The sequence below is a fragment of the Ruminococcus sp. genome (genome assembly GCF_024684275.1).
Genome location: NZ_JAIKXF010000042.1, coordinates 1 through 14,564, shown reverse-complemented (window position 1 = coordinate 14,564; position 14,564 = coordinate 1). Strand labels below are relative to the sequence as shown.

Sequence of the window (14,564 nt, the reverse complement as noted above, 5' to 3'; positions counted from 1 at the left end):
TAAAGAAAGGTGGAAAGATAAATGCTTTCATTTGATATCACTGATAGAAATATACGAGTTGTTAAGGGCGTTGAAAGTAACGGCAAGATCAAGATCAGCTCTGCTGCTACCGTAAATGTTGAAGAGGGGCTTATCGTAAACGGTCACGTAAAGGACGTTCCTGCGGTAGCTACACTCATTAACAATGTTCTTAAAATGCACAGAATGCCTGATAAGGAAGCGATCGTTTCGATCTCATCCAACCTTACTATCTTTAAGGAAATGACAGTTGCAAAGGGCAAAGGTCAGGACCTTCAGAAGACAGTTAAGCTCCAGATGCAGGCTGAGCTCAACCTTGATGATTCATACAGCGTATCTTACATTATAGTAGGTGACGCAGACAGCAGAGATGTAAACGAGCCATCGTACAAGATACTCGCTACAGCTTGTCCTTATGAGATCGTAAACAGCTACAGAGAAGTATTCAAGCTTCTCAGTATCTCACTCAGATCAGTAATGATCGGCTGCAACTGTATCACAAAGGTACTTCTTGCTGATACAAAGATCAAGTCTAAGATGCCGCTCCTTGCTGTACAGATCGACAACAACTTCATCTCACTCAACCTCTATGAGCAGGGACAGCTTTCATTCTCACGTTTCGCTTCTATCGACGCTGCTGACTACGGTTACTCAGATGACTATGTATTTGAAGCAGTCAACGAGAACATCTTCCGTATGCTCCAGTTCCACAGAAGCCGTAACACAGGTGAGTCCATTGAGAACGTTATCTTCTACGGAGATACACATGAGTATGTAAGACTTACAGATGAGCTCGAAAAGCTCGACCTCAAGACAAGTCTTATCAACGTTCCTCCACAGATCCACGGTCATGAAAATCTTGAGTTCTCCCTCTACGCTAACGCTATCGGCGCTATGTTCAAGAGAAACAGAGAGATCGAAAAGATCAACCTTCTCGATACAGACTTCAGCACAGCCGTAAAGAACCGTGTAGGCGGCAAGAACAATGACGCAATGGGAAGCATTATCCTGCTTGCTTCACTTCTCGGCGCAGCAATTATCGTAGGCGGTGCATGGGGTGTTCTAAAGCTCAAGAATATCGGTATCAAACATGATATTCAGGAGTGTGTTGATTACATCGAAAGTCCGGATACACAGAAAAAGCTCGATCATCATGAAAAGCTTCTCAAGATCGAGGACGTTGTAAAGTCATACCGCACAAAGATGGTCAATGCAAATGATGCTTATGAATCTCAGCCTCGCATTACAGGTGATGACTATGATGAGATCGAGAATATCCTCAAGAAGACTTGTGAGGATGTAAAGGATGCCAAATTTGATAATCTGACCGTAGATAAGCCACTGTATAGTGATGGAACAATAACATTCTCCATTATTTATGATGCTGAAAAGGCAGAATATGCACAGAAGATACCTGCTGATTTTGCAGAGAACCTTAAGAACAGCAAATTCTTCAAGTCGGCAGGATATAAGGGATATACTGTTGAGACCTATAAGGCAGAGGGACAGGAATCCAAGGACAGAGTAAAGTTCAGCTCAAGTGTAAAGCTTGAAGGCAACAAGAGTGTATATAATGCTGAAGAAAGCTCAGAGGAGGAGAATAAATAATGAAACTTAATTATAGAGATAAGATCATAGCAGGTGTACTGTTAGCTATTGTTATTCTGCTTGTAGGTTTCTTTGTACCTGTTAAGAATATGAACAAGCAGAATAAGGACGATAAAAAGATCCTTGCTGAAAAGGAAAAGGTAAAAGCTGAATACGAGGCTAAAATAGCAAAGATTCCAGGACTTCAGGAGTCAATAAGAAAAATTTATAGTGAAGCAAGTGACGCTACTAAAATTTTCGTACCTCTGGATGAAGTAAAATCACAGGTGAATGTCGATAACTATATGCAGAAGTATGCCGATGAGTGCAAGGTAAAGATTAAGGGCCTTGAACTTGGTGCGACAACTGTCGGTCCACTTGATTATTATTACAGCAGCGAAACAGATAAATTATCTGATATGAGAAGTCAGGCTGATGTAAATGGTACACTTCAGAAGGAATACGAAGAGTCAGTTGCTGAGAGTATAGCACTTTCTCAGAGATCAAAGGAAAGCGTTATCAAGACACAGTATGCTTTAAAGGTAACCGGAACTAAAGTGAATATATGGAAGTACCTTGAGGCTATAAAGAAATTTGACAAAGCAGTTATTATCAATTCAGTGAATATAGAAGATTATTCATTTGGTAAGAATGCTGCAAAAAAGGCTGGAGTAGAGTTACCTGATTCAAAAGATGGCGAAGAGATATCAGTTCCGATTGGCGACAACAAAGAGGTTAAGAATGTTTCAAATGCTCAGATTGTTGTAACAATTTATTCAGTAATCGAAATGGAAGAACCCAACGTTGAGATGAATTAAAATGCAGAAATACCTACTTCAAACGCTGTAGTTATGAGAAAAATATAACTTGAAAGGCGGTTAGGGAAATGAAAACAGAGAAAAACAATAAGTTACGCGGAACAGTATTGTTTACTGTTGTCGCAGTAATGGCATTGCTCATAATTTTTTTGACGGGTACCCTTGCGCTGGCGACTGCTTCAAGCAACCGAGCACATAAGTCATACTCGTCATCGCAGGCAAGCTATACAGCTAAGACTGCGATCTTAGGATTTACTCAGGCTATGAGGTCTAATTCAGAAATATCTGATAAGATCATAAGCCTTGGTGTTGGTACTAATCCTTCTGTCATACACCCAACAGTTTCGTTTAAAAATGGATCTAATGAAGATAAATCAATGGGACTTGTTGGTTTTTGGGGTGATGACGGCAAATGGCATGACAACCAGATAACTATCGAAAGAGAAATGATGCTGGATGCAGAAAATGCGTCCGTTCCAAAGACTCAGTGGGATTATGATGAGGACACAAATCAGTGGATTCAGACAGAAAGAGTTAAGATCACAGCTACAGCAAGAGTTTCTAAGGAAGAGTCTACTGTAACTGCATATCTTACAAAGAAAGCTCCGAGTAAAATACCAGGTAAAAAGAGCGGTTCTGGCGGTATTAAGGGACTTAATACCGTTGGTGACGGTGTATTCGAGAACGGTGGCCGTTATACAGGCGGTATCGGTCTTGGACTTTCAAAGTCGGGTATGAAAATGGTAAACGGCAAGTCTGAAAGAATACAGTATCGTCTGAACAATGCTGTTGAGCTTGATACTACACTTTCGTTTATCAATGCCGATATCGCATTAATGACAGGTAATTTCTCTATAAATGTATGTCAGGCGGCTGAAAGACCTGTTTCACAGACTATTATCAACGGAAGTCTATGGACAAAGAATGATACTCTTGTTGAGCTTGATTATCAGATGAATAGCGACTTTACTCAGAAAGAAGTTCCTTATTTATATGTTAACGGTGCCATGTGCTTTGATTCGCAGGGTGAGATCGTAAGATACAGAGGCGAAACAAAGGGTAATTATAAACATGAAAGCCAGCCTGCATCTCCATACAATGTATTTGTAGGTACTATCTCGGCAAAGACAAATAACTTCATTCTCCACGGTGACCTTTACCTTATGGATGAATATAATTCTAACAAGAAGTATATGGTCAAGGGCGAAAGTGATATCGTTACAGATTATAACGGCAATCAGGGAATCACGTACGGTGATAACATTTTTGGTCAAAATAATTCATCACAGCTCTATAAGTGGACATCTGACACACTTAACAAGACTAACTCACAGCATGAATCATTCGGCGGTAATATTTACTGCAACGGTAACCTGACTCTTGGCGGCGGTACATTTGACGGTGATATCAAAGTTAAGGGTGACCTTACAATAAAAGACACGACAGTCGTTCACGGTGATGTAGTTGTTGGCGGTAAACTGAAAGTATTAAATAATGGTAATAATGATAAGTTTACTGTTGACGGTACTGTTTATGCTACAAATCCTGATGGATACAGGGCACCTGGCGATACCAGTGATAATACACCTGAGACATACAGATCATACCCTAACTTCTATGAAGGTCCCGAGGAATTAAAGGACTTATCTCGGGATGAATATCCAAGTAATTATTTAATAGTTGACTTTGACGAGCGCAATGTGTTTGAATGGAGACCACAAGACCATAAGGATAATGGTGGTACTCCAACAGACATTAATGGTAATGCTAATAACGATTGGAACACAGAATACTTTAAATGGAAAAATGATTATGCTACAGAGATGACTCTTATGAAAAGAAAAGATGTTTCTTCAGAAGAGCTTACTGAAAATGATCTTGTAGCTGTCTATAATGTAGTAGGATTGGCTGAAGATAAATTATTAGCAATTAATGATGATTTGATCGATAAGGATCAGTATGAGGAAGTAGAAAAGGTTGATGTCGTTATTGAGCAGCTTAAAGCAACTGATTCAATAATGAGAACTCCTGAGCAGAACTATGTTATTAATAACTTTATTGATGTTGAATCAATGAAGCATGAATGGGATGTAGGTGAAAAGTCTTATTATGTTCTTAAAAAGGTTGTAGATCAAACTGAAGACGGAACACCTATATTCAGAAGTACTTCAGAGCGAGTAGACAGTACATTTGCAATTTATAACACAGATACTGATGAATTAGATTTTAATGTACCTCGCTACTATGTAGCGGATTCCTCCGGAAACAGAACGGGCGAAGTAACAAATGAAAAGGTTACATGGTACAGCAATAAAACAAATCAGCGCGTAAGTGAGGCAGTGGCAACTGCTCCTGTAGTAGAAGAGCCTCAGATTGCTCCGTCAGACAGCAAGCTTCAGCCATACAATGGTCAGGAGACTTATCCTGCAAAAATGACAAGAGAAGCAATATACGGTACTTATGACGGCGGAGCATATGACGGTGCGTTTACTCCTGCTGATAGCACAACAAAAATCATTAAGAATCTTCAGGAAGTAAGAAAAGACCTTGGTCTTGATCCTGCAACCGGCGATATGTCCAGTTATCCGGAAGATATTACAGATGCTACTGAAAAGTCTAAGGCTCAGCGTGTAGCTTGGCAGAATAATACTCCAGAGCCCAACACAAGTATCTGGAAGAATGATGTTATTACTGATAGCTGTACTATAAGGGGTAAGGTCGAAGGTAAGACAATTACGATCAACCCACAAGGCAAGGACATTTGGGTCATCTTAGATAACGTAAGTCTACTTGAAAGCGGCGGTACGATCGGTCAGATCGTGGTTGATCGCAACTATAAGAAGGACGGTGACGCAACAGCTACAGAATGCGGAAAGGTTCAATTCCTTATCAAGGGTACATTACAAGATGGATCAGGTTTAAAGGGTGCTATTGTCAACAAAAAGATTATTGATAATGAGCCTTTAGAGATTAATATGCATGAAAATCCTCATAAGAATACTGATTTCGGTATGGAATTCTATGGTGTGCCTGATTCAAAGATCGTTTTACAAGGTCATACAACTCTGTCAGGTACTTTTAAGACACCATACACAGACTTCACAGCTAAATTAGAGGGTTGTTATAAAGTAAAATATATCGACGAATATGGCGAGGACTGGTCAACAAGAGAAACAGGTCAGGAGCGCTGGAAGGATCAGACAGGCGGAAAACCAGTAATCATTGGTAATGCTCTCTTCAGAGACGTTAAGGAAACACAGAATAACTTCGGTCTTTTCTATACAGAAACAGGTCAGACATCATCAGGCGGAGGTTCTGACGATTATACTGAAGAGATAACTGATCCATCAGGAAATAAGTGGATATTCAATATGTACTCAGGTTCGTAAAAGGAGGCGTGTTCTATGAAAAAAAGTAAAAAAAGTTTAAAGGGCATGACTCTGATTGAAATGATCATTTCAATTGCCATCTTTGCGATAATGGGTGGATTACTTGTCCTGGTAGGAACACACATAGACGCTACAAACAGAGCTACAAATGTTCTGAAATCAAAGGTGTCGAATGAGTCGCCCTATGCAGCTAATCATAAGACCAGCTACCTTGACAAGGACGGCAATGCTAAGGAACTGACTCCTGATAATATTAATGTAGAGATCAAGCTTGACGATACTACAGTACTTCTTGAAGCTGAAAAGTATAACACAGAGGATGTTGTTACTGATGGTTTAAGCAATGCAGATAAAGAAGCGATGAAGAAGAAAGCAAACGGCGGTCTTAACCTTAGTTTCGTAAAGTATAAAACAACACCCGCAGCTGATCCAGGTGAAACCCCGGCTGATCCAGATGCAGCCCCGGCTGATCCAGATGCAGCCCCAGCTGATCCAGATGCAGCCCTAGCTGATCCAGATGCAGCCCCGGCTGATCCTGATGCGACACCATAAAAGGAGGCAGACATATGGATAAAATGAAGAAATCAGTGCTCAAGGGTTTTACTCTTATAGAGCTTCTGATTGTTATGGCTATCTTCTCAGTTCTTATGGCTGCTGCTCTTGCACTTACTACACCTGTTTCAAGAATGTACAAGAATACAGCTCTTGCTGAGAAAACATATTCCTATTCGCATAATATTCAAGAGTATCTGCAAGGTACTCTTGAATACGCTGATAGTCTGTATGTGTATACCGAGGATCATCTTGGAATATATGATGGAGATCTTAAAGCGCTCGCTGATGAGTTCAGAGATAAACATTATAAAGATGTAGTGCTGAAAGATGGAAATGGTGTTAGAAAGGTTAGAGGTAAGATATATATTCTTCATCTTCTGAACAAGTCTGACGGTACAAATCCACAGGGTCAGATATTATTATCTGAATACCCATTTAGCGATAATGTAATTGATAATGCACATATCGTGTCAGAGAGACCTATGCTTAATCCCGCATATTTTAGTGCAAGCGATTCCGATTATAGCTTTAGCTATGCGCTCGGTTCATCAAAGTTTGTGTCACTGGATTCTACACCAGCTGGTGGAAAAAGCGGTGAAACATATAAGGTTCTCAGAGCTGATAGAGATGACTTGGATAACGGCGTTGATAGAACAAGTCTTTCATTATCAATAGTTCTTGACAAAGATAAAACCTCTGAAGGTTATGTCGATGTAACCAATGGAGCTTATACTTACAGAGCATTTAAGTCGCCTGTAGCTGTACAGGTAGCTAATCTGCCTCTTACAAACATTAATACTTCTTCAAAAAGAAGACCTAATCTGGATGCAGGTATGGCAAGACCGATACAGGTAGGCGGTGATGTAAGATTGCAGAGTACAGCTGCAACTCCTATACCTGAATCAGGAGAGAGTTTTAGGAAGGCGTTCAATTCAAAGATAGATTTTACACAGGATATCTACTTTGTATTTGCTTACGGCGACGAGCTCAGATAAGAATATGTAAAAAAACAGGCAGCAGTTCAATGCTGCTGCCTGTACTTATTTTTTGTTGTTTTTATTCGGTAGCTAAGAGGTTCAAGTACCACTGAGCTATCTGATTTCCCCACAGTGAGCCGACGGCGATTCCAATTGCAAGGAACGGTCCAAAGGCGAACTTTGAATCCTTTGTAACTGCCTTGACGAGTATTCCTCCGAAAGCCGCAGTAATGATACCTATAAATGTTGAAGCGATAACAGCCCGTGTTCCGAGGAAGGCGCCAGCTGCGAACATTAAATATGTATCGCCAAGCTCGATAGCCCTGAAATCCTCACCGAATTTTTTCTTGATTATCGGACGGCTTGCTTCACCGATTATAAAGAATGGAACGCTGATAATAAACATTCCGATCACTCGGCTCTTCAGTGTGACATCTCCGTATTCGCGTGAATAGAAGAAAGCAAGAGGGAATGCAAGAAGAAGTATTATGGCGATCATGCCGATGAATATTTCCTTTGTGTCCCAGTCGATGAAAGCGATGACGATAAGAAAGGTCATCAGAACGCAGGTTATTATGGATTTAACATTGATATCCAGAACAAAAAACGTCAGAACATAGAGGATTCCGTTAAGGGATTCGACTATTGGATATCGCGGTGAGATCTTGGCACCGCAGTTGTGACATTTTCCTCTCAGCATCAGCCAGCTGAAAACAGGAATCAGATCAACAGGTCTGATCTTGGCGCCGCAGGTCATGCAGTGAGAAGCTTTTTCCTTATCTTCCTTACTTCGTTTGAGTCCGATTACAGACTCGCCCTTTGGAAGACGAAGGATAACAACGTTTAGAAAGCTTCCTATGCAGATGCCGAACAGGAAAATAATGACGTAAAACATGATCTTGAATGGCAGCTCGGTAAATTCATCGTGGAGCATATTTTCAAATCCGAACATGATTTTACCCCTCCTTCATAAATATTAATGTACATAATATTATTATAACATAATTTATGGAAAATTCAAGTAAAATTTTAGAATACTAACTGTATGACGGATACAGTATGGTATTCAGAAAATAAGCGGAGGTTTTTTATGAGAAACGAGAGAATTGGTGACTACTTAGTCAATCAAGGGCTGATCACAAGCGAACAGCTTCAGCAGGTTCTTGACGCTCAGAGAGCGTCTAACGGCGCAAAGAAGTTCGGCGACGTAGTTGTTGAACTCGGCTTTATGTCTGAAGTCAATTTCGCAAAGGCACTGGCAGGAAACCTGAGAGTTCAGTATGTTGACCTTGACAATATCGAGATCAATACTGACGCTGTCCAGATGGTTCCCGAGGCTCTGGCAAGAAAGCATACCGTAATTGCTATCAATGTACAAGGTAAGCGTCTTACAGTTGCAACGAATGATCCTGTAAACTTCATCGTCCTTGAGGACATCAAGGTTTCTACAGGTATGGACACCGTTCCTGTTCTTGCTACAACATCTGCTATCAATAAGGCCATCGGTAAGTGCTACTCAATGCAGAACGTTGACAGCGTTCTTGAGGGTGTATCCTCTATGGGCGGCGACCTCGGTGAAATGACTGAGGCTGATATCGAGTCTAAGGACAGAGTTGAGAGCGCTCCTATCGTTAAGCTCGCAACTACTATCGTTGAGAACTCTTACAGAGCAGACGCTACCGATATTCATATCGAGCCTTTCGATAAGTACACAAGAATCCGTATCCGTGTAAACGGCGACCTCGTTGAACTCATGAATATCTCAAGTGCAGTTCACAGCGCACTTACTACACGTTTCAAGCTCATCAGCGGCATGAATATCGCTGAGAAGAGAATCCCTCAGGACGGCCGTTTCACACAGGTCGTTGACGGAACCACTCTTGACGTCCGTGTATCCTCACTTCCTATGGTACACGGTGAAAAGATCGTTATCCGAATTCTTTCAACAGGTCAGATCGCTCTTCGTAAGATCACCGATCTGGGTATGTCTGATTATAACTACCAGCTGTTCGAGTCAATGCTTCGTGTTCCTCACGGCGTTATCCTCGTTACAGGACCTACCGGTTCAGGTAAAACAACAACTCTTTATGCGGCTCTCGGCGAGATCGCTAAGCCAAACGTAAACGTCGTAACTGTTGAGGACCCTGTCGAAAAGGCTATCGACGGTATCAACCAGTGTCAGGTAAACGTAAAGGCTGGTATGACCTTCGCAGCAGCTCTTCGTTCTATCCTCCGTCAGGACCCTGACGTAGTAATGATCGGTGAGATGCGTGATACCGAGACTGCCGATATCGGTATCCGTGCCGCTATCACAGGACACCTTGTTCTGTCAACTCTCCATACCAACGACGCTGCTTCAACAGTTGTACGTCTTGTTGATATGGGTGTAGCTCCTTACATGGTTGCTACTTCTATCATCGGCGTTATCGCACAGCGACTCCTCAAGGTTCTGTGCCCAGCATGCAAAAAACCAAGAATGTCAACTCCCGAAGAGAACGAGCTCATGGGTATCGACCATTCTATCCAGATCTATGAGCCAGGCGGATGCCCGTCTTGCAATAATACAGGATACAGAGGAAGAACTGCTATCCACGAGATCATTCACTGTACTGCAAAGGTATCTTCTATCATCGCAGCTAACGGCAGCAAGGAAGAGATCGAAAAGGCAGCTAAGGAAAACGGAACCAAGCTTCTCCGTGACAACGCTTCCGAGCTTGTACAGGCTGGCGAAACTTCGATCGACGAGCTCGTAAGAACTACATTTACTGTATAATGGCGCAGGGAGGATTAATAATATGGCAATCGAAATTCATAGAATACTTGACGAGGTAAGACTCCTCGGCTGTTCTGACCTTCACTTCACAGACAGGATCGCTCCTGTTGTACGTCTTAACGGTACTCTCAGAACCATGCGTTCACAGTACCCTGAAATGGACGAGGAGGAAATACTCAACATCGTTCACCAGATGACAAATGACGCTCAGCAGACAAGCATCAACAACCATAAGGATACCGACTTCTCGTTCACAACAAGAAGCGGCTACCGTCACCGTGTAAACGTATATTTCCAGAAGGGTAAGCCTGCTATCGCTATCCGTCTTCTGAGAAACGATATCCCGACTCTTGAGGACCTCGGACTTCCTCCAATACTCGCTGACTTTGCAATGCGTCCCCGTGGACTCGTTCTCGTAACAGGTCCTACCGGTTCAGGTAAGTCAACTACCCTCGCTGCTATGATCGACTTCGTAAACCTTAACAGAAGCGCTCACGTAATCACAGTTGAGGATCCTATCGAGTACGTTCACGACCACAAGAGATGTATGGTAAACCAGAGAGAGATCGGCGACGACGTTCCGTCATTCGCTCTTGCTCTGAGAGCTGCTCTCCGTGAGGACCCTGATGTAATCCTCGTAGGAGAAATGCGTGACTTTGAGACTATCCAGGCTGCTGTAACCGCTGCCGAAACAGGACATCTCGTTATGTCAACACTTCATACAACATCTGCCGCTGATACTATCAACCGTATCATCGACGTTTACCCTGAGCACCAGCAGCAGCAGATCAGAACTCAGCTTGCTAACAACTTGGTTGCTGTTATCTCTCAGACACTTATTCCTAAGAAGGACGGCTCAGGACGTATCGCTTGTATGGAAATCCTTAACTGTACAGACGCTATCTCGGCTATGATCCGTGATAACAAGATCCACCTCGTTCAGTCTGCTATCCAGACAGGTAAGCAGCAGGGCATGATGTCTCTGGATATGGAGCTCGCAAGACTCGTTTCCAAGAACGTTATCGGCGAGGTAGACGCTCTCGAAAAGTGCCTCGACAAGCAGGAGTTCTACCGCTTCCTTTCACAGCTCGGCGGTGCTCCAAGAGGCGGAATGCAGGGTTAATAATATTTTCACAAAAAAATACTATATGTATCAAAATACCGTCGGGCAGAAAAAGTTCGACGGTATTTTTTATGAACAGAACATTTCTGAAATGACAAGAAATTATTTTTGGAAACACAAAATCGGAAATTTTTCAAAAAAGCCGTTAAAAAAAGTCCAAAAACAGTCTCAAAATGCCGTAAAAATCGCTTTACGCAGAGTATAAACAAGTGTGAATATAACAAATACTAAATTAAAGATTTAATTTATTCATAGAATCTTGTGCACTTCGACGAAAACACTAAAATAAATATGCCGATTCACCGTTCTAATGTAAAAAATGCCATCAGATATGGATTTTTTCTTCTGAAACTGTTGACATTATGTGAATAAGGTGGTATACTATAATCACAGGGAAGGGAAAGGGAGAAAAAATCCCCGGACCTAAAAAATCGAGTGAAAGCAAAGACTTTCACAAATATTATTTAAAGGAGGGTTTTCTTATGAAAACTACAAAGAAAGGTTTTACACTTATTGAGCTCATCGTTGTTATCGCTATCATCGGTGTACTCGCAGCAATCCTCGTTCCAGCTATGCTCGGTTACGTAAGAAAGTCAAAGATCTCAAGCGCTAACTCAGCTGCTAACACACTCCAGAAGGCTATCAACACAGCTCTCGTAGAGTATGATGAAGAGACAGAAGAGGCTGGCAAGATCCAGGAGATCTCTGCTGCTACAGCTGGTACAATCAACGTAACTAAGACTGCTGCTGATGATGATGCAGCAAATAATCTCAATACTCTCTTTACAAACAAGCTTAAGAACTATATGGATAAGGTTGCAAAGTATAAGTTCTATGCAGCTTGCAATGGCGGCGTTTGTACAGCAGTTGCTTGCCAGCAGGATGGCGCTAAGTATGTAGGTACAGTTCCAAATGGTATCGTAACAGTTAGCAACCCTGACGAGACACTTTCAGCTGCATATTCTAAGGCAAAGTCCAAGTATACAGCTCAGTCAGGTCAGTCTGCAGGTGGTGCAGATGCATCAGATGCAGGTAGCGACACGGAGACAGATGAATAAAGCATAATAATTCAAGTTTTAAGCATTCAAAAGCCCTTCCCTTATGGGAGGGGCTTTTTTCCTTAGGAGATATAATGAAGATCGATCTTACAAAAATTACCTATGGCTTTTTTGGTGCCTGCGCTGTAGCAGGTCTGACTTACCTGGGTATAGCAAAGTATTATGAAAAAGAAATTGCCTTTGGCGAAGAGTATAGTACTGTTATAAGTGCTGTGAATAACATAGACGAGTCGTATTATAAAGGGCCTGATAAAAGCTATTATGCACAAAATATGATAGGCGGTCTTGTTAATGGTCTGAATGATCGATATTCTAATTGCACCGATCATAATATGGGTGTTGAGAATGACGTGAATTATTCTGCTCAGCTTCAAGCTGCCGGCTTTAGGATAACTTTTGACAGCGTTTCCGAGAATATCATGATCTCTGAAGTGAAACATAACTCTCAGGCGGAAAAAATGGGGCTTTGCCGCGGCGATCTTATTCTTAGCATTGATGGCGAATCTGTAATAAAAGAGGGCTATTACAATATTATTCCGAAACTTATAGGCAAGAGCGGTACTTCTGTTGAGCTTTTGGTTGATCATGACGGTGAAAAGAAAAATATTACTTATGTTCGTGAAAAGGATTTTGAAAATAGCAGAGCAATAAACTCAAATTTATATGATAATGGAGTATTCTATTTTAGGCTCAATTCGTTTAATATTCAGGCTACTGACGATTTTTCCCGTGAATTTGATTCGGTTATAGCTGAAAACAATGTCACTGATCTGGTGATCGATATTAGAAACAATCACGGTGGTGAAATAGAAGAAGCCGTTAAATTCTTTGATTTATTCGCTCCTGCCGGTAATGTAGTTGCAACAGAGGAGACTAAAGGCGGAAAAATTGAAACCTTTACTACAACGAATGATATAAAATATAAAAATTTGAATATTGTTATTCTTGTCTCAGAAAATACTTGTAGTTCGGGTGAGATACTGACAGCTCTTTTCCAGGATACCGGTTTTGGAACAGTAATAGGTACTCAGACTGCCGGAAAAGGAGTTTTTCAAAACACCTATTCATTTGATAAATTTTCAAGCTATGCATTAGTTGCAGGTTATTATTATGTCAATGATGTGCCAAATTATGACGGCGTAGGAATAATTCCTGATATTGAGATCCAAATGGATTCCGAATTGATAGGGACTGACGATGATATACAGCTGAAGAAGGCTTTAGAACTTCTCAGCTAATTGCACAATAAAGGGAAGGAAAAATTGTAAGTGAAACAATTTTTTATTATTGACAAAATATGAACTTTTTGCTATAATAGAATTGGTAAATTGTTTGGGAGGTGCTTTTCTATGAAGAGTAGGAGAAAAGGCTTTACGCTCACTGAGCTTATTGTTGTTATTGCAATTTTAGGTATTCTTATGGCAATTGTTATTCCTTCATGGGGTTATTTTATGAGAAGAAGCAGGGAGAGAACAGCTAATGCGAAGGCAAAGGTAGTTTTCAATGCTGCCCAGACAGAGTTTACAAGAATTGCTCAAAATGAACGCCATGCATTGACCGTTTCAAATGATAACATGGAGCTTTATCTTAATGAAAAAGATGATGCTGATGCAGAGATATATGTAGGAAGAGGAGATTTCTATTTCTACTGGAACGGTACAAACGGAATTCAGGTGGCCAATGATGGTAAACCTGATGGAATAACACAGAATAATAATGAGAATGCTCACATAGCAACTTCTATAAATAATATTTGTGGAAGAGAGGGCGTTTATAAGGTTTATGTGAATAATTATAATGTTCAGTCGGTTGTTTACTGCAGTCAGACAAATGGACAATATAAGGGAACATACCCAAGAACTATGGGCTCTGAGCAGATATCTGATGAGAGTGCGGTTCGTGACAATGAGGTTAGTGCAATCGATATGAATGTTATTGCACTGAATCCGGCTCCTGCCCCGGCAGAAGGATCTTGAGCATTGAAATATTAAATATTGATTTTTGAGCAGCTGCTTTTGCAGCTGCTTTTTGTATTATATAGTGAAGATAAAAGCAAATGTGAGTTTTCAACATATTAACAAGCAAAGAGTTGAAAAGTTTATGCTTGACAATTCCTTACAAAAGAGTTATAATATATTTACTGTCCGACAAGGAGAGTCAAGCGAAAAAATTCTTGAAAGAAATTTGAAGAAAAAGCTTGACAAACCAAAAAGATAGTGATATAATATTAAAGCTGTCGCGTGAGGGAAAGCCAAGCGAAAGGCAG

General features: G+C 41.1%; 11 protein-coding genes. 10 read left to right on the top strand and 1 reads right to left on the bottom strand.

Features of this window, described 5'->3' with window-relative positions:
- Nucleotides 1-21: 21 nt before the first annotated feature.
- From pilM to K5677_RS04395, 5 genes are all read left to right on the top strand, one after another.
- On the top strand, nucleotides 22-1,626 hold the full coding sequence (pilM, locus tag K5677_RS04415; RefSeq protein WP_296725132.1) for a pilus assembly protein PilM: 1,605 nt from the start codon (nucleotides 22-24) through the stop codon (nucleotides 1,624-1,626).
- Nucleotides 1,626-2,423 carry a hypothetical protein gene (locus K5677_RS04410; protein WP_296725130.1) on the top strand — a complete coding sequence of 266 codons (798 nt, stop codon included), beginning with the start codon at nucleotides 1,626-1,628 and terminating at the stop codon, nucleotides 2,421-2,423. Before pilM ends, K5677_RS04410 begins: the two co-directional genes overlap by 1 nt.
- A gap of 68 nt (nucleotides 2,424-2,491) precedes the next feature.
- Nucleotides 2,492-5,812 (top strand): hypothetical protein, encoded by a 3,321-nt coding sequence (locus K5677_RS04405; RefSeq protein ID WP_296725127.1) that lies wholly within the window; start codon nucleotides 2,492-2,494, stop codon nucleotides 5,810-5,812.
- Nucleotides 5,813-5,827: 15 nt separating this feature from the next.
- Nucleotides 5,828-6,364, top strand: coding sequence for a type II secretion system protein (locus K5677_RS04400; protein WP_296725124.1), 537 nt, complete (start codon nucleotides 5,828-5,830; stop codon nucleotides 6,362-6,364).
- Between the two features lie 14 nt (nucleotides 6,365-6,378).
- Nucleotides 6,379-7,362, top strand: a complete 984-nt coding sequence (locus K5677_RS04395) for a prepilin-type N-terminal cleavage/methylation domain-containing protein (RefSeq protein ID WP_296725123.1) — start codon at nucleotides 6,379-6,381, stop codon at nucleotides 7,360-7,362.
- A 61-nt stretch (nucleotides 7,363-7,423) separates the two neighbouring features.
- Here the strand turns inward: K5677_RS04395 and K5677_RS04390 are convergent, their stop codons facing one another.
- On the bottom strand, nucleotides 7,424-8,296 hold the full coding sequence (locus tag K5677_RS04390; protein ID WP_296725121.1) for a prepilin peptidase: 873 nt from the start codon (nucleotides 8,294-8,296) through the stop codon (nucleotides 7,424-7,426).
- A gap of 138 nt (nucleotides 8,297-8,434) precedes the next feature.
- On the opposite strand from K5677_RS04390, the gene K5677_RS04385 reads away from it, so the two are divergent.
- The 5 genes from K5677_RS04385 (at nucleotide 8,435) to K5677_RS04365 (ending at nucleotide 14,274) form a co-directional block, all read left to right on the top strand.
- Nucleotides 8,435-10,117: a GspE/PulE family protein gene (locus tag K5677_RS04385; RefSeq protein ID WP_296725119.1), complete on the top strand. Its 1,683-nt coding sequence runs from the start codon at nucleotides 8,435-8,437 to the stop codon at nucleotides 10,115-10,117.
- A gap of 22 nt (nucleotides 10,118-10,139) precedes the next feature.
- Nucleotides 10,140-11,240 (top strand): type IV pilus twitching motility protein PilT, encoded by a 1,101-nt coding sequence (locus K5677_RS04380; protein ID WP_081367824.1) that lies wholly within the window; start codon nucleotides 10,140-10,142, stop codon nucleotides 11,238-11,240.
- Nucleotides 11,241-11,722: 482 nt separating this feature from the next.
- Nucleotides 11,723-12,298, top strand: a complete 576-nt coding sequence (locus K5677_RS04375) for a type II secretion system protein (RefSeq protein ID WP_296725116.1) — start codon at nucleotides 11,723-11,725, stop codon at nucleotides 12,296-12,298.
- A gap of 74 nt (nucleotides 12,299-12,372) precedes the next feature.
- The gene (locus tag K5677_RS04370) at nucleotides 12,373-13,536 is read left to right on the top strand and encodes a S41 family peptidase (RefSeq protein ID WP_296725114.1); all 1,164 of its coding nucleotides are present in this window, start codon (nucleotides 12,373-12,375) and stop codon (nucleotides 13,534-13,536) included.
- A 111-nt stretch (nucleotides 13,537-13,647) separates the two neighbouring features.
- The gene (locus K5677_RS04365; RefSeq protein WP_296725110.1) at nucleotides 13,648-14,274 is read left to right on the top strand and encodes a type II secretion system protein; all 627 of its coding nucleotides are present in this window, start codon (nucleotides 13,648-13,650) and stop codon (nucleotides 14,272-14,274) included.
- Nucleotides 14,275-14,564 lie beyond the last annotated feature (290 nt).

What these genes read in the sequence shown, in the direction of transcription:
- pilM (WP_296725132.1), top strand. Translation starts at nt 22, where the DNA reads ATGCTTTCATTTGATATCACTGATAGAAATATACGAGTTGTTAAGGGC.
- K5677_RS04410 (WP_296725130.1), top strand. Translation starts at nt 1,626, where the DNA reads ATGAAACTTAATTATAGAGATAAGATCATAGCAGGTGTACTGTTAGCT.
- K5677_RS04405 (WP_296725127.1), top strand. Translation starts at nt 2,492, where the DNA reads ATGAAAACAGAGAAAAACAATAAGTTACGCGGAACAGTATTGTTTACT.
- K5677_RS04400 (WP_296725124.1), top strand. Translation starts at nt 5,828, where the DNA reads ATGAAAAAAAGTAAAAAAAGTTTAAAGGGCATGACTCTGATTGAAATG.
- K5677_RS04395 (WP_296725123.1), top strand. Translation starts at nt 6,379, where the DNA reads ATGGATAAAATGAAGAAATCAGTGCTCAAGGGTTTTACTCTTATAGAG.
- K5677_RS04390 (WP_296725121.1), bottom strand. Translation starts at nt 8,296, where the DNA reads ATGTTCGGATTTGAAAATATGCTCCACGATGAATTTACCGAGCTGCCA.
- K5677_RS04385 (WP_296725119.1), top strand. Translation starts at nt 8,435, where the DNA reads ATGAGAAACGAGAGAATTGGTGACTACTTAGTCAATCAAGGGCTGATC.
- K5677_RS04380 (WP_081367824.1), top strand. Translation starts at nt 10,140, where the DNA reads ATGGCAATCGAAATTCATAGAATACTTGACGAGGTAAGACTCCTCGGC.
- K5677_RS04375 (WP_296725116.1), top strand. Translation starts at nt 11,723, where the DNA reads ATGAAAACTACAAAGAAAGGTTTTACACTTATTGAGCTCATCGTTGTT.
- K5677_RS04370 (WP_296725114.1), top strand. Translation starts at nt 12,373, where the DNA reads ATGAAGATCGATCTTACAAAAATTACCTATGGCTTTTTTGGTGCCTGC.
- K5677_RS04365 (WP_296725110.1), top strand. Translation starts at nt 13,648, where the DNA reads ATGAAGAGTAGGAGAAAAGGCTTTACGCTCACTGAGCTTATTGTTGTT.